General features: G+C 65.2%; 23 protein-coding genes and 1 tRNA gene. 10 read left to right on the top strand and 14 right to left on the bottom strand.

The features are described from left to right. Positions 1 to 10: 10 nt before the first annotated feature. Genes APQ99_RS09650 through APQ99_RS09640 form a run of 3 tightly spaced genes read right to left on the bottom strand, consistent with a single transcriptional unit; the run spans position 11 to position 2,683 of the window. Positions 11 to 481 (bottom strand): FlaD/FlaE family flagellar protein, encoded by a 471-nt coding sequence (locus APQ99_RS09650; RefSeq protein WP_010902677.1) that lies wholly within the window; start codon positions 479 to 481, stop codon positions 11 to 13. After that, a complete protein-coding gene (locus APQ99_RS09645) occupies positions 478 to 2,388 on the bottom strand; it encodes a methyl-accepting chemotaxis protein (RefSeq protein WP_136361295.1) in 1,911 nt (636 codons plus the stop codon). Before APQ99_RS09645 ends, APQ99_RS09650 begins: the two co-directional genes overlap by 4 nt. A 55-nt stretch (positions 2,389 to 2,443) precedes the next feature. Further along, the gene (locus APQ99_RS09640; RefSeq protein WP_136361296.1) at positions 2,444 to 2,683 is read right to left on the bottom strand and encodes a DUF7385 family protein; all 240 of its coding nucleotides are present in this window, start codon (positions 2,681 to 2,683) and stop codon (positions 2,444 to 2,446) included. A gap of 164 nt (positions 2,684 to 2,847) precedes the next feature. On the opposite strand from APQ99_RS09640, the gene APQ99_RS09635 reads away from it, so the two are divergent. The 5 genes from APQ99_RS09635 to cheF1 all read left to right on the top strand — a co-directional run bounded on the left by APQ99_RS09635 (position 2,848) and on the right by cheF1 (position 6,930). Then, complete coding sequence (locus APQ99_RS09635) at positions 2,848 to 3,429, top strand: archaellin/type IV pilin N-terminal domain-containing protein (RefSeq protein WP_136361297.1); 582 nt, start codon at positions 2,848 to 2,850, stop codon at positions 3,427 to 3,429. A gap of 11 nt (positions 3,430 to 3,440) precedes the next feature. Then, positions 3,441 to 4,031: an archaellin/type IV pilin N-terminal domain-containing protein gene (locus APQ99_RS09630; RefSeq protein WP_136361298.1), complete on the top strand. Its 591-nt coding sequence runs from the start codon at positions 3,441 to 3,443 to the stop codon at positions 4,029 to 4,031. A gap of 11 nt (positions 4,032 to 4,042) precedes the next feature. Beyond that, positions 4,043 to 4,624, top strand: coding sequence for an archaellin/type IV pilin N-terminal domain-containing protein (locus APQ99_RS09625; protein ID WP_012289251.1), 582 nt, complete (start codon positions 4,043 to 4,045; stop codon positions 4,622 to 4,624). A gap of 69 nt (positions 4,625 to 4,693) precedes the next feature. Further along, positions 4,694 to 5,914: a HEAT repeat domain-containing protein gene (locus APQ99_RS09620; RefSeq protein ID WP_012289252.1), complete on the top strand. Its 1,221-nt coding sequence runs from the start codon at positions 4,694 to 4,696 to the stop codon at positions 5,912 to 5,914. A gap of 143 nt (positions 5,915 to 6,057) precedes the next feature. Continuing rightward, the gene (gene cheF1 / locus APQ99_RS09615; RefSeq protein WP_010902684.1) at positions 6,058 to 6,930 is read left to right on the top strand and encodes a chemotaxis protein CheF1; all 873 of its coding nucleotides are present in this window, start codon (positions 6,058 to 6,060) and stop codon (positions 6,928 to 6,930) included. A gap of 28 nt (positions 6,931 to 6,958) precedes the next feature. Here the strand turns inward: cheF1 and cheF2 are convergent, their stop codons facing one another. The 10 genes from cheF2 to APQ99_RS09565 form a co-directional block, all read right to left on the bottom strand. Continuing rightward, positions 6,959 to 7,822, bottom strand: a complete 864-nt coding sequence (cheF2, locus tag APQ99_RS09610) for a chemotaxis protein CheF2 (RefSeq protein ID WP_010902685.1) — start codon at positions 7,820 to 7,822, stop codon at positions 6,959 to 6,961. A gap of 66 nt (positions 7,823 to 7,888) precedes the next feature. Further along, the gene (cheR, locus tag APQ99_RS09605) at positions 7,889 to 8,695 is read right to left on the bottom strand and encodes a protein-glutamate O-methyltransferase CheR (protein WP_012289253.1); all 807 of its coding nucleotides are present in this window, start codon (positions 8,693 to 8,695) and stop codon (positions 7,889 to 7,891) included. Continuing rightward, positions 8,692 to 9,159 (bottom strand): chemotaxis protein CheD, encoded by a 468-nt coding sequence (locus APQ99_RS09600; RefSeq protein WP_136361299.1) that lies wholly within the window; start codon positions 9,157 to 9,159, stop codon positions 8,692 to 8,694. Before APQ99_RS09600 ends, cheR begins: the two co-directional genes overlap by 4 nt. Then, complete coding sequence (locus APQ99_RS09595) at positions 9,156 to 10,295, bottom strand: chemotaxis protein CheC (protein WP_136361300.1); 1,140 nt, start codon at positions 10,293 to 10,295, stop codon at positions 9,156 to 9,158. The genes APQ99_RS09600 and APQ99_RS09595 overlap by 4 nt, the downstream gene beginning before the upstream one ends. A gap of 1 nt (position 10,296) precedes the next feature. Continuing rightward, positions 10,297 to 10,884 carry a chemotaxis protein CheC gene (locus tag APQ99_RS09590; RefSeq protein WP_010902689.1) on the bottom strand — a complete coding sequence of 196 codons (588 nt, stop codon included), beginning with the start codon at positions 10,882 to 10,884 and terminating at the stop codon, positions 10,297 to 10,299. A 2-nt stretch (positions 10,885 to 10,886) separates the two neighbouring features. Next, positions 10,887 to 12,893, bottom strand: a complete 2,007-nt coding sequence (gene cheA, locus APQ99_RS09585) for a chemotaxis protein CheA (protein WP_136361301.1) — start codon at positions 12,891 to 12,893, stop codon at positions 10,887 to 10,889. Between the two features lies 1 nt (position 12,894). Next, positions 12,895 to 13,938, bottom strand: coding sequence for a protein-glutamate methylesterase CheB (gene cheB, locus APQ99_RS09580; RefSeq protein ID WP_136361302.1), 1,044 nt, complete (start codon positions 13,936 to 13,938; stop codon positions 12,895 to 12,897). After that, entirely contained in the window at positions 13,935 to 14,297 is a 363-nt protein-coding gene (cheY, locus tag APQ99_RS09575; protein ID WP_010902692.1) for a chemotaxis protein CheY, read from the bottom strand. Before cheY ends, cheB begins: the two co-directional genes overlap by 4 nt. Positions 14,298 to 14,343: 46 nt before the next feature. Then, complete coding sequence (locus tag APQ99_RS09570; RefSeq protein WP_010902693.1) at positions 14,344 to 14,880, bottom strand: chemotaxis protein CheW; 537 nt, start codon at positions 14,878 to 14,880, stop codon at positions 14,344 to 14,346. Between the two features lie 64 nt (positions 14,881 to 14,944). Then, the gene (locus APQ99_RS09565) at positions 14,945 to 15,538 is read right to left on the bottom strand and encodes a DUF7500 family protein (protein ID WP_136361303.1); all 594 of its coding nucleotides are present in this window, start codon (positions 15,536 to 15,538) and stop codon (positions 14,945 to 14,947) included. Positions 15,539 to 15,654: 116 nt separating this feature from the next. Between APQ99_RS09565 and APQ99_RS09560 the strand changes: the two genes are divergently transcribed. The 3 genes from APQ99_RS09560 (at position 15,655) to APQ99_RS09550 (ending at position 18,182) form a co-directional block, all read left to right on the top strand. Continuing rightward, positions 15,655 to 16,560, top strand: a complete 906-nt coding sequence (locus APQ99_RS09560; protein WP_136361304.1) for a DUF7544 domain-containing protein — start codon at positions 15,655 to 15,657, stop codon at positions 16,558 to 16,560. A 136-nt stretch (positions 16,561 to 16,696) separates the two neighbouring features. Continuing rightward, positions 16,697 to 17,812, top strand: coding sequence for a pyridoxal phosphate-dependent aminotransferase (locus tag APQ99_RS09555; protein ID WP_010902696.1), 1,116 nt, complete (start codon positions 16,697 to 16,699; stop codon positions 17,810 to 17,812). A 79-nt stretch (positions 17,813 to 17,891) separates the two neighbouring features. After that, positions 17,892 to 18,182 (top strand): PRC-barrel domain-containing protein, encoded by a 291-nt coding sequence (locus APQ99_RS09550; protein WP_136361305.1) that lies wholly within the window; start codon positions 17,892 to 17,894, stop codon positions 18,180 to 18,182. 17 nt (positions 18,183 to 18,199) lie between these two features. Here the strand turns inward: APQ99_RS09550 and APQ99_RS09545 are convergent, their stop codons facing one another. Then, positions 18,200 to 19,654 carry a DHH family phosphoesterase gene (locus tag APQ99_RS09545; protein WP_136361306.1) on the bottom strand — a complete coding sequence of 485 codons (1,455 nt, stop codon included), beginning with the start codon at positions 19,652 to 19,654 and terminating at the stop codon, positions 18,200 to 18,202. A gap of 172 nt (positions 19,655 to 19,826) precedes the next feature. Here APQ99_RS09545 and APQ99_RS09540 point away from each other — a divergent pair. After that, a tRNA-Lys gene (locus APQ99_RS09540) sits at positions 19,827 to 19,900 on the top strand. Positions 19,901 to 20,301: 401 nt separating this feature from the next. Continuing rightward, the gene (locus APQ99_RS12595) at positions 20,302 to 20,475 is read left to right on the top strand and encodes a hypothetical protein (protein WP_168731186.1); all 174 of its coding nucleotides are present in this window, start codon (positions 20,302 to 20,304) and stop codon (positions 20,473 to 20,475) included. Positions 20,476 to 20,481 lie beyond the last annotated feature (6 nt).

Genomic DNA, 20,481 nt, shown 5'->3' with positions numbered 1-20,481 from the left:
TTCGATCCTATCACTGCATCGATGAAAGTCGCGCGATATACACCAGGCTCAGGACGTGATCGGACATCTCTAGGTCACTGTGTGAGTCGTCGTCCGCCGGCCCCGAAAACCCACGCACGTGCCCCTGGAGCCGCTCGGCGGCGTCCGCGCTCACCCAGCCCACGGTCTCGTAATACTCGATCGCCTTCAGTGCGCGCTTGACCCCGCCACGCTCCAGCAGGAAGTCCAACCACTCGAACAGCGTGATCTCCGCGGCGTACTGCCCCGGCATCGTCTCCAAGTACGGGCGTTCGAGGCTCTCCACCGACGCGCTCGAATGCATGAACAACAGCTGTTTCAGCTGTGCCGAGCGCACCGCCTCCTCGGTCGTCTGCTCGTGTTCTTTCAGGCGCTCTTTGAGCTCTCGGATGTTCTCGTCGCCGCCCGCGCGGGCGGCACTGCGCAACTCTTCCGGGTCGTACTCGCGTGGGTTCAATGTCATTGGCTATCCGTGGTCAGTTTGTCGACGCGCTCGCTCAGTTGCGAGACAGCCGTCGACTGTTCTTGGGTCGCGGACACGATCCGATCGGACGCCGCCGCCGCCGCCTCGGCCTGCTGTTGGACGTCCTCGATCGTGACGATCACGTCCTCGACCGTCGATGCCTGTTCGTCGTTCGCGCGCGCAACCTCTGTGATGCCGGTCGCAGCCTCGTCCACGGAGGTCGCGATCTCCTCGAGCGCGGTGAGCGCGTCGTCGATCTCGTCGCCAGCCCGGTGGATCTGCTCGTGGGACTCCTCGACGGCGAGCACGGTCTCGTTGGCCTGCTGTTGGACATCACTGATGCTGCCCGCGATGCGCTCGGTGTGTTCGCGGGTTTCGTTTGCCAGCTCCTTGACTTCATCGGCGACCACGGCGAACCCGCTGCCGGCCTCTCCGGCCCGCGCCGCCTCGATGTTCGCGTTCAGCGCCAGCAGGTTCGTTTGGTCGGCGACCTCCGCGATCACCTCAACGACGTCCTCGATCTCGTCCATTCTCGACTCCAGTTTGGACACGCTCTCCATGAGGTCGTCGCTGATGTCGATGACCTCGTTGGTGGCCTGGTTCGCCCCCTCGCTGGCCTCCAACCCGCTTTCAGCCGCGTCCTGGGCCTGTTCGGCGGCCGACGCAACCTGATCGGAGCTCGCCGCGACCTCCTGCATGCTCGCCGAGAAGTTCTCCATCTCGTTGGCGGCCGACGACAACATCTCGTTTTGGGAACTGACCGTGTCGGCGATGTCGGTCGCGTCGGCGGTGGCGCGCTCGATGGTGTCGGCCAGTTCCTGTGTCTGGCCGTCCACCTGCCCGACGAGCCGTTCGAATTGGTCGGCCATCCCGTTGAGCGCCGACACAACCGACACGAGTTGCTCGTTGATTATCCCCTCGTGCTCGAACGACGCCCGTTTCGAGAGCTGCCCGCTGGACAGCGCATCGATGGTCGTGCTGAGTTCGTCGACCAGCTCCTCGACGGCGTCCGCGCGACGCACGTCTTCGGTGCGGTCTTCGATCGTTTCGGCCACGGCCAGCAGTTCCCCGTCGTCGTCGAAGATCGGGCTGGCCTTGAACCGGATGTGCCTATCGGTGCCGCCCTGGTCGGTCATGACGCTCGTGTCAGCGTACAGCTGGGCCTTCTCTTCGGAGCGCTCGATGTCGAACTCCGCGGCCGCCGACCGCGGCGACTCGATGACCTTGTCGGCGAGCGTTTTGACGCGCCGGTCATCGGGGTAGAAGGCTTCGCTGGCGTGGTCCATCCCCATCGCGTCGGCTTTGCTGCAGCCGGTGAGCTCCTCGATGGTCTCGTTCCACGCGACGACGCTGCCGGTGGCGTCCAGCATGAACACCGGCATGCCGATGCTGTCCAAGAGCGCGTCGTCGTCGACGTTCAGCTCCTCTTCGGTGCCGCCGTCGGACGAGTCGTCGGCCGGCCCAGCCGCCGTTTCGTACGCAGCAACACCCGTGGCTGCGTCCTCAACGACCGCATGCATCCCGGTTTTGAGCTGGCGCTCGGCGTGGTCAACGGCTGCACCGTCGACGCCGCCCTCACGGAGCTGCTGGAACACCGCGTCGACAACCGCGTCCGCGGGCGTCGTGTACGCGTCGACGAATGCCCCCGCTGAGACATCGGCCGCGGTGTACACCGGGAGGTACGACTCCGGTGTCGGCGCTGTCTCGTCTAACAGTCCGTCGAAATGGTCGGCGGCGTCCGCCGGAAGCGTCGGATCGAGATCCCGCTGGTCGACGCTGTAGCGCTCCTGAAGGCCCGCCATTGCGTCGTCGGCGTCCTCGAAGGACACGGCACTCGCTGCCGTGCCGCCGTCCGTCGCCGGCGTCCCAGCGCCGCGACCGAGCAGTTTGCGAAAGATGCGCAGCATTCGTCAGTAGGTCGGGAGAACCACATACAAAATAGTTCCCCACCGTGTATCAGTTCTAAGAATCGTCCGCGTGCGTGAACACGACCATTCGGTCGGTTCCCCTGTGCAGGCACAGCGACAGCTCCGCATCCGGAGCGAGCTGTTCAGTGTCGTTCCGTGACACGAGCGCCTGGTCGAACGGCTGGCCACAGACCGGGCACGCGACCGCATCCCGGTTCTCGAACAGCCGCGATCGGCCGGTGTCCTCCAATAGTTTTACCCGATGGCGGATCGCTGAAAAATCCATCTGATCCATAGATACGAGGACGAGCTGACTCGCCGTTAACGGTTCGGTACGGCGCAAATTATTGGTTTTCACCAGTGATAACCACAGCCCTACACTTTTGTATCGATGGCCGATCTGTATGGGTAAGCCCCAGCAGTCTCGATCGGGAGAGGGGGCGGGACAACAACACACTCATGTTCGAGTTCATCACTGACGAAGACGAGCGCGGCCAAGTGGGGATCGGCACGCTCATCGTGTTCATCGCGATGGTGCTGGTCGCCGCGATCGCCGCTGGCGTCCTCATCAACACCGCCGGCTACCTCCAATCGAAGGGGTCGGCAACCGGTGAGGAAGCCTCCGCACAGGTCTCCAACCGCATCAACATCGTCTCCGCGTACGGCAACGTCAACAGCGAGAAAGTCGACTACGTGAACCTCACCGTTCGCCAGGCCGCCGGAGCCGACAACATCAACCTCACGAAATCCACGATCCAGTGGATCGGCCCGGACAAAGCCACCACCCTGACGTACTCGTCGAACAGCCCGGGTTCGCTGGGTGAAAACTTCACCACCGAATCCATCAAGGGCAGCAGCGCCGATGTGCTGGTCAACCAGTCCGACCGCATCAAGGTCATCATGTACGCCAGCGGCGTCAGCTCCAACCTCGGCGCTGGTGACGAGGTGCAGTTGACGGTGACCACGCAGTACGGCTCGAAAACCACCTACTGGGCGCAAGTCCCTGAGTCGCTCAAGGACAAAAACGCCGTCACACTATAACACACACGCTCATGTTCGAGTTCATCACAGACGAGGACGAGCGCGGTCAAGTGGGGATCGGCACGCTCATCGTGTTCATCGCGATGGTGCTGGTCGCCGCGATCGCCGCCGGCGTCCTCATCAACACCGCCGGCTTCCTCCAGTCAAAGGGCTCTGCGACCGGTGAGGAAGCCTCCGCACAGGTCTCCAACCGCATCAACATCGTCTCCGCGTACGGCAACGTGGACACGTCTGGCTCAACCGAGGTAGTCAATTACGCGAACCTGACGGTGCGCCAGGCCGCTGGGGCTGACAACATCAACCTCAGCAAATCCACGATCCAGTGGATCGGCCCGGACACCGCCACTACCCTGACCTACGACGGTAGTGCTGCCGACGCCGAGAACTTCACCACAAATTCGATCAAGGGCGACAACGCGGACGTGCTGGTTGATCAGTCCGACCGCATCGAGATCGTCATGGACGCGGCTGCGATCACCACCAATGGACTGAAGGCTGGCGAAGAGGTCCAGCTGACAGTGACCACGCAGTACGGCTCGAAAACCACCTACTGGGCGAACGTTCCTGAGTCGCTCAAGGACAAAAACGCCGTCACGCTATAACACACACGCTCATGTTCGAGTTCATCACTGACGAGGACGAGCGCGGCCAAGTGGGGATCGGCACGCTCATCGTGTTCATCGCGATGGTGCTGGTCGCCGCGATCGCCGCCGGCGTCCTCATCAACACTGCCGGCTACCTCCAATCGAAGGGGTCGGCAACCGGTGAGGAAGCCTCCGCACAGGTCTCCAACCGCATCAACATCGTCTCCGCGTACGGCAACGTCAACAGCGAGAAAGTCGACTACGTGAACCTCACCGTTCGCCAGGCCGCCGGAGCCGACAACATCAACCTCACGAAATCCACGATCCAGTGGATCGGCCCGGACAAAGCCACCACCCTGACGTACTCGTCGAACAGCCCGAGTTCGCTGGGTGAAAACTTCACCACCGAATCCATCAAGGGGAACAACGCTGACGTGCTGGTCGAGCAGTCCGACCGCATCAAGGTCATCATGTACGCCAGCGGCGTCAGCTCCACCCTCGGCTCCGGTGAGGAAGTGCAGTTGACGGTGACCACGCAGTACGGCTCGAAAACCACCTACTGGGCGCACGTCCCTGAGTCGCTCAAGGACAAAAACGCCGTCAAGCTGTAAGACGCGCGTTTCGCACCGCCGCCCCCGTTGAACGATATCATTTTGTAGTCGCGTGTCGTCTGTCTAGGCGTGCCATCGCTGTACGGGCTGGAGCGCTCCGGGGATGTCGAGAAACTCGTGGAGCTGCTGCAGGAAAGCGAGAAGGAAACGGTTCGTCGGCGCGCGGCGGAGATCCTCGGGAACTTAGACGAGCCGGAACCGGAGGGGATCCAGGCGCTCGTTGACGCGATGAGCGACGACGACGAGTCGGTGCGTGCGGCCGCCATTGACGCGTTAACACAGCAAGAGGCGGTCGACGCGCTGATGCGTGGGTTAGACCAGGAAGTGCCCGACAGTGGAGCGACGTGGGCGCAGGCCGAAGCGTTCGTGGAGAACCTGGAGTCGGAGACGCCGGAGCTGCGGATGGCGGCCGCGAACGTCTTGGGATTGCTCGGCGTCGAGGACACCGCGCGGCCGCTTGCGAAGCAGCTACAGACCGAGGAGCACGTCGGTGTTCGGGCGCGGGTCGCGCGGGCACTGGGACGGATCGAACAGCCCGCAGTGACGGGGATTCTCGTCGACTGTCTGCACGGAGAGCCGTTGAAAGTTCGCCGGGAAGCCGCCGAGTCACTCGGACGACTGACGACTGAACAGGCCCTTGATGGGCTGTTGTCGGTGGTTGAAGACGACAGCGAGGCGATGCGGCGGACAGCCGTGAGTTCGCTGGGGCGGTTCGAGACCGCCGAGCCGGTGGACGCGCTCGTGGAGCGGCTGGGTGACGAAAGCGACCTGGTGCGGCGGGCGGCCGTCTTCTCGTTGATCGAGATCTTGTCGAACGTGCCACCGGATCAGAGCCACGAGCTGCGCGAAACGATCGTCGACCGGATGTCGGCGCGCTCCGACCCGAGTATCATCAAGTCGCTGATCGAGATCATCGACGAGGGAACGCAGCTACACCAGCGCCGGAACGCCACGTGGATGCTGGGGCGGGTCGCCGGTGATCAGCGCACGAAGATGGACGCGATCGAGGCGCTCCGGGAGCTGCTGGGCGAAGACGACGATCTGATCGCGCAGTTCGCGGCCACGGGGCTGGCAGAGATCGGTGGCGCGTCCGTGGAGACGTCACTGCTTGAGGTCGTCGAGACACAGGAGTACGGCGAGGACGCGGTTGCGATGGCGGCGTTCGCGCTCGGGAAGGTCGGCGGGGATCGATCCCGCCAGCGGTTGGAGCGACTGGTTGACGAAACGGACAGCGAAGAGGTGCGGCGGCGGGCGTTCTCGGCGATCTCGAAGCTGGGCGGAAAAACGTAGCACTGGTGGCGGTTTCAGTCGCGAGAATTGCACGCAAAGCATTAAATACGTTTGCAGAAAAGGGATGTGTGAATGAGTCCGGGTGCGCGGTATCAGACGGGGCAGGTGTGGGCCGCGCCCGAAGCGCCGATCGTAGGTGAGGAATGAGCGAGTCAGAGTACAAGATAGCCGACGGGTCCGGGAAGTTCCTGCAGGCCGTCAAAGACGGCCGGCGGATGAAAGACGCCCAGTGGTCGAAAGGTCGCATCCTGTTGTCCAACAAGCGGATCGTGCTGGCCGGCAGCGAGGGGAAGCGGAACCTCCCGTTGTCGGAAGTCCAGGGGCTGAGCGGCCGGCACGACGTGAACCAGACCGTCGCGAAGGTCGGGAACTACGTGAGCATCAGGATGACCAACGAGAGCGTGATGTTGGTCTCGCTGGGTGACAACACGGAAACCTTCGAGAGCAAGCTCTACGGGGCGCTGCTGGACCAGACGGAGCTACAGGTGAAGCATCCCGCCGTCGAGGGCGGTGTGGTGACCGACGAGCAGTTCGAGCGTGCCCGCATCAAGGTCGACGAATCGGAGCTGAGCGTTGCGATGTCGAACGGGTCGTTCGTCTCCGTTGAGTTGGACGACGTCGGATCGGCGGAGGCCGCGTCCCTGGAGGTGAACGGTGACACGAAGCCGGTGTTGAAAGTCGAACACACCGTCAACCGGGACACGAGCGTGCAGACGTATTTCGCCACCGACTCGCACACGGCGTCGATACTGGAGTCACTGCTGACCAAAGAAGCCGAGAAAAGCCAGGGGTCAGTCGAGCTCTCGGAAACGGAAAAGCGGGTGCTGATGGCGCTGTATTCCGGAGTGTCGTCGTTCGAGATCCCGGACTTCCTGGGGATGGACGTGGACGAGGTCGAGTCGATCTTCGAGCGCCTCATCGAGGTCGACGTCCTCGAGGAGGTGCGCAAGCGCCGCGAGGTCACGATGAAAACGCGGGGCCGCAACATCGCCAGCGAAGCGATCAACGAGGAGTGATCGTGGGGCTGCTCCCCTCGGACGCCACTCAGAGGTTGACGTCCTCGATGTGTTCGCTGACCGCCGCCCGCCCCAGCGACGTGAGCGCGATGCCGTCGTCGTCGGTGACCAGTTCTTTCTCGATGAGGTCGTTGAGTAACATCGTGACACGCGAGGCGTCGACGCCTAGCACGGCCGCGAGACTGGCGTTCGGGCCGCTGGAGTAGATCGCGACCAGGGCCTCGATTTCCTCGCTGGTGAGGGTGACGTCCGCCAACTCCTGTTTGAGGTGGGTGTACTGGAGGCGGATGTAGCGCCCGAGCAGGTTCATCTTCCGGCCGGAGCTGAGCGCGAGTTCGGTCGTGATCGGGCCGGTCGATCCCATGTGTCGCACGGACAGGAGTTGTTTGTTCGAGCCGTTGACCTCGCGGTCGACGCGCTCGAAATGCGACACCGTCGAGAGGTCGATGGTGGTGTCGGCGTCGCCGGTGATCGTGAGGTCACCCGGCGAGAGCGCGAGGTTCCCCTTCTCGAAGGGTTGGTCGGTGATCCGACCGCCGCGGCGTGCCGGGTGTTTGGCGTAGACGGTCGTGCCGTGGACCAGCGCCTTGAACACGAGAGTGACGAACCGGTCGACGGTGCTGCCACCGCCCTCAATGACCGCGACGTGACGGTCCTCGTCGTGTTCGTAGGCGATCGTGACTGTGTCCTCGAAGAACCGCGCGAGGTCGCCGGGCGCGGTCTCGTGTTGGACGTCGAACACACCGTTGAGGGGGATCGTTGTCTTCTCGTCGTCGGCGGCAAGCACGATCCGGCGCTTGCTCATGACGACTCTGCCACGCACCGGTTCGACGTGCGTCGCTGTATCCGGGATAAACGACGAGACGAAGTCTGCGATTGCTGATTCCGACATACCCCCGTATACTCAATTATACGTCGTGGAGGCGGGTGAATAAGCGTTACTCCTCTGCCGCGCCGGTCACGTGTCAGCGACCCGACTGTAGATTCGGATGCGTGGGTCCTCCGCCTCGAAGCGTTCTTTGACCTCGCCGGGCAGCGTCTCCGTCTGTCCGAGTACGAGGTGGCCACCCTCACGGAGGGATTTGCTGACCGTGTCGAGGATCGGAAGCTTGTACTGCTTGTCGATGTAGATGCAGACGTTCCGACACGCCACCAGATCGAACCCCGATTTGGGGTCGCCAGTGATCAGGTCGTGGCGCTCGAAGGTCACGAGGTCTTTGACGCGGTCGTTGACGACGAACGCGCGATCGCCCTCGCGGTCGACGTACTCCTGGGGGTTGTCTAAGAACCCCAGTTGGTCGCTGATGTCGGCTGTGCGCGTGCTCTCGTATCGTCCCGCGCGTGCTCTCGCCAGCGCGTCCTCGTCGATGTCGGTGGCCAGAATGGAGACGTTCCGGGGGTCGAGGCCCGCGTCCAACGCGAGCATCGCAAGCGAGTACGGCTCGCGGCCGTCCGCGCAGGCCGCACTCCAGATGTCGATCGAGCGCACGGTATCCGCGAGCTCCAAGAGCACGTCCCGGAGCGCGGTCCACACTTTCTCGTCGCGGAAGAACTCAGTGACGTTCACCGAGAGGGTGTCGAGCAACTCGGCGCGTTCGTCGTCGTCGTCCTCCTCGAGCAGCGTCAGGTAGCCGGCGTACTCCTCGACGCCGCGGCGGCGCATCCGCGCGGACACGCGCCGGTCGAGGTACGACTCGTCGTAGTAGCTGGTTGCGAAGCCGGTCTCGGTCTCGATGAACTCAAGCAGGGTTTGGAAGTCAGTCAAATTACGTGCACCTCGGCATCAACTCGGTCTATGGTAACATCCCCACTGCTCGGACTAAAGGACACCGACCGTCCGCTGTCCCCGCCGGTTTCGGACGCGAGCAACTCGATGTCCGCGTCGGCCAGCGCGCGTTCGGCGGCCGACACGTTCCGGGAGCCGACGCTGTCCCCGATCGAGAGGTCGAGCATCGTCGACCCGCCGGCGAGTTTCGCCGTGAGGCTGCTCGGGCTCGCGCCCAGGCGGAGCAGCGCCGACACCATCTCGTCGAGACCCGAATCGACGTATTTCGCGGGCGTGTCCACGGGGCCGTCGGCTTCCGGCAGCATCGCGTGCAACAGCCCGCCGGCACCGCTGCGCGCATCACGCACCGCGATGGCGACACACGATCCCAGCCCGCTCGTGACCAACACCGCGTCGTCGTCGTCCGTGACACGCCAGTCCGCCACGCCAACGCGGATCGTCACGACTCCTCACTCGCGTCGGCGGCGAGGTTGTCAGCGATGTCCGCGAGTTGATCGGCGTCTTCGGGGCTGGGGAACGTGCAGACCCGACACGTCACGTCCGGCCCGAGTGTGATCGTGGCGTTCACCACTGCGATGGTGTCCGCGCGCTCGCCGTAGGCTGCCGCGACGGTGTCAAGGACGGCACGACCGGCGTCACGGACGTGGGACGGCGTCGAGATGTCGATCGTGGTGTCCAGTGCGTTCGCCCACTGGTCGATGAACCCACTGGCGGTGATGTTGCCCAGCTCCGAGACGGCACTTTCGGCCATTTCCGCGCCGGCATCGGCGTCCCCGAGCAGTAGCTCCGCGACCGCACCGGGCTCGGTCTCGTCGAACAGGATCGCGATGACGCTGTCGACGACCCCCTCGCTTTCGAAGATCGCGCCCTCGTAGGCGGCGTCGTCGAGCAGCGATGGCACCCGCTCGACGGGCACGAAGTCCACGTGTGACTCCACGAGCGTCGCGTCCGTCCCGGTCATCATCTCCAGGTGTGAGGAGACGGCTTCGGCGCTCACTGACGCCACCTGGATGTGGTTGGCGAGATCCGACAGCGCGAACTCCGCGTCCGGCTCGGTGACGTACGACCCGAACGACTCGACGTCCGGGAGGACCGCAAACCGGCAGGTGCCCTGCGTCGAGGACAACACGATCTGGCTCTCGAAGACGAACGCACAGTCGTCGATGACCGCAGCGTCCTGGACGACGCGGTGCTCGTCTTCGAGGCGGTCGGGCGGCTCGATCTCGATGGTGTCCTCGTCGTCGGCCGCCCAGACGTCGACAAACCCGCTGGTGAGGATGTTCGCGACTTCGGGCAGCGCGGCAGCTCCGACGCCGAGTTCGTCTTCGACGTGGTTGGCGAACGCTTCGTCAAACGACAGCACTGCACGACCGGTGAGTGCGCCGTCGAACTCGACGCTGATGCGCTCCCAGGAGTCCCCCAGGAACACCGACAGTCCGTCGGCGTCGACGAGCGCGGTTCGCGTGAGCTGGCAGTTGGCAGGAATACCCGTAAGCGTCTCCAGAGAGTCCGCCGCGCGCTGACCGCCTTCGTCGCCCGTGCGGCTGAACGACGCAACGGCGTCGAGATCGACACGCATTTTAGATACTGTTGATCATCGAGACGAACGCCTCGATGTCGGGGAACGAGTAGATTTTCGCCTCGACGTTCGCGTCTGGGGCGTGTAGCTCCGCGTCGAACACCATCGCGATCTCGTGTTCGCCGGGGTCGACACAATGACTCGCAATGTCCTCGCCGGACGCCCGGATGAGCTGTGGCGTGGAGATGTCGATGGTGCGGCCGAGCACGTTCGCCCAGCCGTCGATGAACCCGCTTGTCATGATGTTCCCGACCTCACGGATCGCGGACCGCTCCATGTCGCTGTAGCCGCCGCCCTCGCTCTCGATGCCGCCCATCATCGTTCCGGCGACACGGCGTGCGCTCTCGTCGTCGAACAACACGAGCACCGACCCGTAGGGCTGTTCTTTGAGCGGCACGCTCACGCCCACCTGCTTGGCGGCTCCCAGGTGTGCGCCGAGGTCCTCGACGTCGATGACGTTGATCTTCGTGATCTGCATCTGGGTCTCGACGCCGGTCAGCTGGCTCATGTTCTCGGCGACCGTCGACGCTCCTTCCCGGGCGAGTTCGTTGACGGTCTGTAACCGCCGAATGTCGATCATTGTGCTCATGATTACAGCGTAGCCACGTCCAGGATGGTCACCACGTCACCCTCGCCGAGGACGGCCGCCCCGGACAGCCCGGGAATCCCGGAGAGGATGCCTTCGAAGGGCTTGACGACGACCTCTTCTTGGCCGCGAACGTCGTCGCAATGCACGGCGACCTGTCGCTCCGAATCACGGATCCGGACGAGCATGCCGTCGCCGTTCCGCGTCTCGTCGGGGACGTTCAACGCGTCGCCGAGTCGAACCAGCGGGTACACCGTCTCGTCGTAGGTGATGACCTCTTCGCCGTCGACTGATTTCACGGACTTCATCCGCGAGATCTCGTCGACTGTCTTGATCGGAATGCCGTACTCCTCGCCACCGCTCTCCACGAACAGCACCTTCACGATGGCGACGGTCACCGGCAGCGTCATCGTGAACGTCGTTCCCTCGCCGGGCGTGCTGTCGACGGAGACGCTCCCATCGAGTCGCGTCACCGTATCCCTGACCACGTCCATCCCGACCCCGCGCCCGGAGACGTCGGTCACCTCGTCGTTCGTCGAGAACCCGGGATGGAAGACCAGATCCTCGACGTCGTCGTCGGGCATGTCCTGGACCTCCTCGCGGGTTTTCACGCCTTTCTCGATGGCTTTCTCCCGCATCGTGTCGTGGTCGATGCCGGCGCCGTCGTCTCGGACTTGGATGAGCACGTGATCGCGGTCGCGCTCGGCGGACAGCGTGATCGTCCCCTCGCGGTCCTTGCCGTTGTCCTCGCGCACCGCCGGCTTCTCGATCCCGTGATCGACCGCGTTCCGCAACAGATGCATCAGCGGATCGCTGATCTCCGTGAGGATCGTGCGGTCGAGTTCGACGTCGTCGCCCTCCACGACGAAGTCGATGTCCTTGTCCTGCTCGCGGGCCAGATCCCGAACGAGACGGGGGAACTTCCCGACGATCTTCTTCATCGGGACCAACCGCATGTCCATCACGGTGTCCTGGAGGCTGGAGGTGATCTTGTCCAGCTCGTCCAGCTCGTCGAGCACCTCGCGGTCGCTCTCCTCCATGCCCCGCCGGAGCTTGATGCGGGTGGTGACCAACTGCTCGACCAGCCCGTGGAGCTCGTCGAGCTGATCGACGTCCACGCGAACCGACTGGATCTCCGTGTCCGTGTTGTCGATCGCCGAGGACCCGCCGCTGGAATTCCCGCTGTCGGCGGTCGTCCCGGCATCGTCCGCATCGTCGTCGGCGCTGGCGTCCGCCTCGGTCCCGCTGTCGGCGTCTGGGGCGTGCTCGTCGTCGCCGACGGCGGTGACCGTTGCGTCCGACAGCTTGGGGAACGCCGCCACGGTGTCGCTGACCTCGTCGCTGGGCGTCGCGACGACCAGTTCGAAGCCGTCACCGTACTCGCCGTCGTTGATCGCGTCCGGCGACGGCTCGGCCCCGAGCAGATCGAAGGCCTCCGTGGCCTCCTCGAGTACGAACATCCCGTCGACGCCTTTCATCTGGGAGTCGCCCATGTCGATGTGGATGTGGTAGACGGGGTCCTCGGCGGCGTCGATGGTGTCCGCCTCGACGACCCGCGTCGCGTCCACGTCACCGTCGCCGGCCGGGCTGCCGGCGTCGCCGCTGCTGGTGGTGGTGTCGCTGCCACCGTCCTCGTCGACCTCATCCAGCACAGCCCGCACCGACTCGATGGTGCCGGTGACGTCTCGGTCCACGTCACCGGTGGCCTGGATCTCGTCGAGGCAGGCTTCGATGCCGTCGATCCCCTCGAAGATGCGGTCCATCCTGTCGGAGGTCACTTCGAGGTTGCCCTGCCGCATCTCGTCGAGCAAATCCTCGACGGCGTGGGCGAGATCGCTTGCGTCCTCGAAGCCCATCGCGCCGAAGTTCCCCTTCAGCGTGTGGGCGGTCCGGAATATTTCGTCCATCGCCTCCTCGTTGCCCGGGTCCGACTCCAGCTCCAGCAGGGCGTTGTTGAGGCTGGTTACGTGTTCTTCGCCTTCACGAACGAACGCTTCGAGGTAGTCGTCCATGTCACGTCGTCCTCCGTATCGAATCCGCGATCGCTTCAGTTAGCTGATCGACCGGCAACACGTCGTCAACGCATCCCGTCTCGATGGCGCGCTCGGGGATCCCGAACACGGCGCTCGTGGCTTCGTTCTGCGCGAGCGTCGCGCCACCGGCGTCTTTCACGGCACGCACGCCGTCCGCTCCGTCGCTGCCCATTCCGGTCAGTACGACCGACACGAGCGGGTCGGTAACGCGCTCGGCAGCACTCTTGAACGTCACGTCGATCGCCGGCCGGACGCTGTGCAGGCGCTCGCTTTGGTCCAATCGCACCCGCAGTCGGCCGTTCGAGTACCCCGAGACGCGCATGTGGTAGTCGCCGCGCGCGACCAGCCCCTCGCCGCCACCGATCCGTGAGCCGTCCTCCGCCTCGGTGATGTCGTACTGGCTCGCCGCGTCCAGCCGGTCGGCGAACCGGGACGTGAACTGGTCGGGCATATGCTGGACGATCAACACCCGGAAGTCAGCCTCCGCCGGGAGCGACGCGAGGATCGACTCGACGACGTTCGGCCCGCCGGTCGACGCGCCGATCAGCAGCGTCGGATTGTTCGCGTACTCGCTGGTGGTCGCGTCCGGCGGCGACGCCGGCTCCATCTCGACGTCGTGGCCGGCGGTTGGGTCCGCGCTCGCGACGCGCTCGACCGCCGCCACCAACTCCTCGCTGTGCCCCGACAGCTCCGTGGAAATCGTGCCCCCTGGCTTCGCGAACGTGTCGATCGCGCCTTTCTCCATTGCCTCCAGGGTGGCGTCGGCGTCCTCGGTCGTGAGCGCGGACACCATCAGGATCGGCGTCGGCTGCTCGCGCATGATCTCCGCGGTCGCCTCGATCCCGTCCATTTCGGGCATCTCGACGTCCATCGTGATGACATCCGGCTGGACGTCCGTAACCGCGTCCAGGGCGCGTGCGCCGTTCTCGGCGGTCCCGACGACGTCGACCCCGCCGTCCTCGAGGATGTCGCTGATGACCGTGCGCATGAAATGCGAGTCGTCGACCACCAGTGCCTCTGTCATGCGGTGAGCACGTCCGAAATAGCGTCCATCACACTCGGTTTCTGGAACGGCTTCGTGATGTAGCCGTCAGCACCGGCTTTCACCGCCTTTTTCATCTTCTCCTCTTGGCCGATGCTGGTGCACATGATGATGTGTGCCCCGGCGTCGAACTCCTTGATCTCGGACGTGGCCTCGATGCCGTCTCGGATGGGCATCACGATGTCCATCATCACGAGATCCGGATCGTACTCTTTGTACATCTCTACGGCCTCAACCCCGTTCTCGGCCTCGTCAGCGATCTCGAACTCCTCCTCAAGAATCTCCCGGAGGAGATTCCGCATAAACTCGGAGTCGTCGACCAGTAAGACCTGCTTCGCCATGCCCTCTCGTTGTGCCAAGGGGCTAATAAACCCAACTGACCGATTATCAGACCTGATTGTCGATGGTCTCGTCTGCCGACACCGAACCGATGAGCTTGTCGATGTCCAACCACAGCACGAGCGCCACGTCCTCCTCGGCGGCGTCCGCCTCGCCCGGCGGCGTCGCCCCTTTTCGGATGACGCCGCGGACGAGCTCGCTTTCGATGGCCGACGTGCCGATGCGGTCGAGGCGGCTGCCCCGGTCGATCTGGTGCTCTGCGTAGCCCGACACCTCAGTGACTTCCGCCACACGGAGCCCGATCTTCTGTTTGTCGTCGGCGCGATCGAGCACCAGAATGTTGTCCGAGTCGTGGTCCCCGTGGATCGCGAGGAACTCCCGCGGATCGACGATCGCCGTGGTTTCACCCCGCAAGTCCATGACCCCCTCGACGGCGTCCGGCGCCCGGGGCACACGCGTCACTTGCTTCGACTCGACGATGCTGTCGACGGCCGCGATGTCGATCGCACACACCTCGTCGCCGAGTTTGAACTCGACGACGTGTGCGGCCTCCTCGACCACCCGGTCGGCGTCTTCGAGGTTCATCACTGATTTACTCAGGGGGCAGCAGCCTCAAAACTGTTTCGCGCATCACACCACGACGGGAGCGCTACCGGGGGAATTTGAGGCCGTCGTCGTCGTCGACGGTCTGCACCAGATCCTTGATCGAGTCGTCGGGACCGAGGTCGTTGGCCTCCAGGTACGCGATCAGTCGCTTGGTGGGATATTTCACCTGCACGCTCGACTCCCCCAGAAGGATGCCCAGCGCGCGATCGATCGACGTCGAGCCGGCGAGCTGGCGCGCGTACCACACGAGCAACCCGTCGAACGCGGCACCGACGTCGTCGGTTGCGAGTTGCTGGTGGGAGATGTCGTCGCCGTACTTCGAGGCGATGTGGTAGGCGTACTTGCTGTCGTGGGTGTCTAACTCCTCGGCCAGCCACTCTTTGACGTCCCGGCCGGTGATCTGTGGCTCGGGGGGCTGTTCCGTCGTGTTCCCGCCACCGCGGTCACCCTGTGGGGGCTGCTCTCGCTGTGGGGCGCCACCCTCGGCTGCGCCGTCGGCGGGCGCGCTCGGCGGTCCGTCCGGCCCGATGACGTACCGGTCCTCGCCGATGGCCGCGACCTCGTCCTGCTCCTCGATGGCAAGCTCGTCGGGGGAGAGCACGCGGTCGTCGTCGTCCTGGTCGCCACCGGATACCATGCTGTTCAGTTGGCAACCTGTGGGGTAAAGTCTTGTCGCAATCGTGACGGGGTGCTGTCATTGGTCGGGCACCCGCCGGCAGCACACATTTCATCCCGGCCACCGACTCACGACCCATGACGTGGGACGCCGTCGGTGCACTCGACGACGCACTCGCAGAGACCCGGGCGTTGCTGACGCCGTTGGATCTCGGCGTGTGGAGCCGGCTCGCCGTGATCACGCTGTTCGCGGGCCTGTCGGCGCCCCAGACGCCGACCGTCTCCGTGGACGCGCCCCCCAACGCCGTAATCAACGTGGCGCAGGCAGTGACCACCGCGGAGATCCGTCTGGCCGTGGCCGCCATCGGCGTTACTGTGGTGGTGGTCGCTACCGTGGCAGCCGCCCTCGGCGCGGTGATGGAGTTCGTGCTGGTTGCTGCCGCGCGCTCCCAGGTCGTCCGCATCGCGGCCCCCTTCCGCGCCCACCTCGCCGCCGGGCTTCGGCTGCTCGCGTTTCGGATCGTGATCGTCGGGTGTGGGCTGGTGGCGACTGCGCTCGTTGCCAGCCCCATCGGCGCGGCGCTGGCGTTCGACCAGGCGTGGTGGCTGCTGGCGCTGGTGGTGACGCTGCCCCTGGGTGTGGTGGTCGGTGTCGGCGCGGCGCTCGCGTCGGAGTTCACGACGGCGTTCGTGGTGCCGCTGATGGCCGCCGACGGCTGCGGTGTGCGCGAGGGGTGGCGACGGCTCTCACCGGTTGTGCGCGCCGACTGGCAGGAGTTCGCGGTCTACGTACTGGTGAAAACGGTGTTGCTGTTCGGCGCGAGCATCGCGGTGGGGTTCTGTGTGGCTGTCATTGTGGTGCCGTTCGGGGCGGGCGCGCTGCTCGCGGGCGCGGTTTCGGGGGGCGGCGCAGCCGTGCTCGCTGTGACAGGGGTCGTGGGCGTGGTAGCGGTCGCCGCCGTCAGCGTGGTCTCGATGACGTTCCTGCGGTATCACTCCCTGTTGGTGTTGGACCGGTCGGCGGTCGCGTTCGCGCTCAGGTGACCGCAGGCGGGCGCTCACGGAGGGATCGGACGGACTGTCGGTGCGGGACTGTGGCACCGACGGCAACGGCCAGGATCGGGGAGTCCCGCAGCGCGACCGACAAGGCATTTCACCCGCCAGCACAGACCCCACTGGTATGTTCCCACGGCTGGAGTACATCGACTGGCTTTCCGGCCGGCCCGAGGTCGCGTTGTACGACCTCGGGTCGAGCGCCCTGCGCGGCGACCGCGACCGCCAGCCCGCGGTGGTTCCGGAGCCGCTCGCGGGGCTGTCAGATCCGCCCGCCGGCGCAACCCTCGAAACCCAGATCGCAGGCGAGTACGGCGTCCACCCGGAACAGGTGTTGGTGACTCCGGGCGCATCGACGGCGAACTTCGTCGCGACGGCGGCGGCGCTCTACCCGACGGCCGGCACTGACGAGAACGGTGACGGCGGAACGCCCACGGCGCTCGTCGAGAAGCCCGGCTACGAGCCGCTGGTGGCGGCCCCCCGGGCCGTCGGTGGGCAGACCAACCGCGTCCTCCGGCCGGCCGACGACGACTACCGGATTTCGCCGGCCCGGATCGCGGCCGCCGCGACCGAGGACACCCAGGTGGTCACCGTGACGAACCGGCACAACCCCAGCGGTCGCCTCGCTGACGTGGACGCGCTCGCCGACGCGGCGGCCCGCGCCCGGGAGGTGGGCGCGCGGCTGCTCGTCGACGAAGTGTACGCGCCGTTCACCGAGACGGCGAGCGACGGCCCCTTCGGCGGGCCGACCGCGGTCGGGATCGACTCCGCAGTCGTGACCGGGTCACTGACGAAGTTCTTCGGGCTGCACGACAGCGGTGTGGGCTGGCTCATCGCCGACGCCGAGTTCGTCGATCGCGCTCGGTCGGTGCTCCGGCACATCCCGGGGCCCGCCGCGTCGAACCGCGCGCTGGGGATGCGGGCGCTGCACAACCGCGACGCGCTCGCCGACCGCGCGCGCTCCCTCGTGGCCGAAAACCACGGCCTGCTCGCGTCGTTCCGCGACGCCCACGACGACCTCGTCGCCGGCACCGTCCACGAGGGCGCGCCGTACGCGTTCCTCGACCCGCGCGAGGCGGACGGGGACGCGGTCGCGGCGGCGGCCTGGTCGGAGGGCGTGTTGGTCGTTCCGGGCCGGTTTTTCGACGATCCCGGCCGGATCCGTGTCAGCCTCGGCCGCACACCGGACCACGCCGTCGCGGCCCTAGACGCACTGGCGGGCGTGCTCGCGGACGGCCCGTAGGATCGCCCGACGGACAGCCGTCTGACGCCGGTCGGCCGCGGCTTGAAGACTTAAGGGCCTCCCGCATTACCCAGGTAGCATGGACGCAGACGCAGACGAGATCACCTCGCTGGTCGGTCGCGAGGTGTACTCGAACAACGGCGTGTTCGTCGGCGAAGTCGAAGACATCCAGTTGAACCTCAACGCGGAGGCCGTCACGGGGCTCGCACTCACGGAGCTCAACGCCGACCTGTTCGCCGCACAGATGACCGGGCAGAAAGGCGTGATCGTTCCCTACCGGTGGGTGCGTGCGGTCGGCGACATCATCCTCATCAACGACGTTGTCGAGCGCTACGAGAGCGACGATGCGGACAGCGAGATCGCAGTCTGAACCGGGCGGTCTGCGGGCTAGTTGCCGTTGTTCGCGCTCTCCGATTCGACGCCCATGGCGTCGAAGAGCTTCCTCGTGACGGCTTCCTCGGTGAGATCCAGCAGCGTCTCACGGTTCTCCTCGGTCGTCTCGATGCCGGTGAAAATGCCCAGCGGGATCTCCGCGCTGGCCTGCGTGGAGTGGCCCGCGGAGTCGCCGATATCAACGAACGCGTCGGCCAACACCCGGCCGATGTTCAGCCGGATGTCCTTGGACTGCGCGTCCAGGTAGATCGTGTCGTCGACGATCCCGAACACCGCGGTCGTCGTGATGCCTTCGAGGTTCAGGAGCTGTGAGGCGGCCTGCGAGAGCGCGTCCCGGTCGCTGATGAACCCCGCGTTCGACACCAGGTGGCTGCCCTGGACCTCGCGGCTCGCGATCGCCTCCGCGAGCACGTCGAGCGTCTCCGGGCTCATGTTCGGGGACTCGACCTGTTCGAGCGTGTCGTGATCCGCGAACGGGTAGAGGTAGGCGGCCGCGGTCAGGTCGGCCGGCGTCGTGTCCCGGCGGAAATCGAGCGTTTCCGCGCGAATCCCGTAGAGCAGCGCCGTCGCGACCGTCTGGCTGACCGACAGGTCGAACTCCTGGATGTACTTGGTGAGGATCGTCGAGGTCGCGGAGACGCTCGGCCGCACGTCGGCGAACTCGGCGGTGAGCGACTCGTCTTCGAGCTCGTAGTGGTCGATGAAGATGTCGACATCACGGTCGATCGACACCGCCCCGGCTTTCGCGGGGTCGACCAGCGCGATCGTGTCGTAGTTGTCGATGTCGACGTCGCTGTACGGCGTGAGTTCGATGTCCAGGAGGTTCACGAACGCGCGGTTCTCCTGATGGCCGATGTCCCCGAAATAGAGGATTTCGGCGTCCACGCCGAGATGGCCGGCGACGGCCTGCAGCGCCGCGGCGGCCGCGATGGAGTCGGGGTCGGGGCTGTCGTGGGTGATAATCGCGAACCCGCTCTCGGTCCCCGACACGACGTCCGCGAGCTGGCGGGCCTTGTATTCGAGCTCCCCGGACTCCAGGGCGCGCAGCGCCGCGTCGGAGATCACCGACGACGGATTGATGACCACGTCAGCGCCGAGCTCGGTGAGCTCGTCGCTCGTCACCGGGTCGCTTGCCCGCACCACGACGAACTGGTCGTCGTTTCGGGCGCGGATGTTCTCGACTGCGGCCTCGTTTGCGTCCACGTCCGACGCCATCACCAACACGACATCCCGCGTGTCGATCAGCGCCGCAACCTCCTGGTCGCGGACGTTTGCCACCTGCGCGTTCAGATCCTGATCGCGCAGCGCTTCCACGCGGGATTCGTCCTTGTCAACGATGAGAACGTCTTTGCCACGTTCGACCAACTCCTCGGCGACAGCGTGGCCCACGCTGCCACAGCCAAGGATCGCGTAGGTGGACATCGAGGAGATGGTGGCCCGGCTGCTCATGTTGTCACGGGATTGCGGCGGCCGTCACTTACGCGTTCCGACCGCTAGCCGACGACACGTCCGCGAGTGGGCAGCGCAGCCGTCTGGCCCACCGCGTATGTCAACTACCGTCGGTCAGTTGCCGCGAATCAGAACGTATTTGAGTGCCAGCCGGTAATATGGGGATGCGTTCGGGCCGGTAGCTCAGTCTGGCAGAGCGACGGACTCTTAATCCGTCGGTCGCGTGTTCAAATCGCGCCCGGCCCGCTTTCTCGAAGCCGAACACAGCGTTGGTTGATAGCGCCTGCTGGCTCGTACCGGTTGGACCACCGCTCCGCTTATCCGGAGAGCATGTCCCGTACCACTCGGCGTCGCGGTGTCCCGGCGCGCCCGGCCTGACCGAGCCACATTACAGGACGGACCACAGGACAGCTCGGGATCGAGAACCGCGACGGAGTGGTGAATCGGTGCTGCGACACTCTGATCACCAGGCCAAGCCTGTTCAATACTCACATCGCGTTTCCCACGTGCGTCCGTGACAACGCGTTTCGAGACACGACCTTGTCGCGTTGCCGGGACCTCATCGGCGTCGGCGACTCGGGAACGAGCGATGCGGTCGTGCTGTTGACAGGCAGTAGATTAATCCGGGGTGCGGTGCTCCGGCCTGCATGGTGAGTCAGCGAGCCAAGACAGTCCTCGGGCTGGCACTGATCGCTGTTGGTCTCATCCAGGTTGCCTCGTTTGCGTGGAACAGCAACCTCGGATACTCGGCCTCGGGGCTTCTGTACGTTGGCATCGGTGCTGCATTTCTCTGGGCCGAGGTGTACACCACGTCGGCGTGAGAGCGC

Origin of the sequence: Halobacterium salinarum DSM 3754 (assembly GCF_008124605.1) — an archaeon.
Lineage (GTDB): Archaea > Halobacteriota > Halobacteria > Halobacteriales > Halobacteriaceae > Halobacterium > Halobacterium salinarum.
The sequence above is the reverse complement of the archived record's forward strand: the minus strand, read 5'-3'. Positions and strand labels throughout refer to the sequence as shown.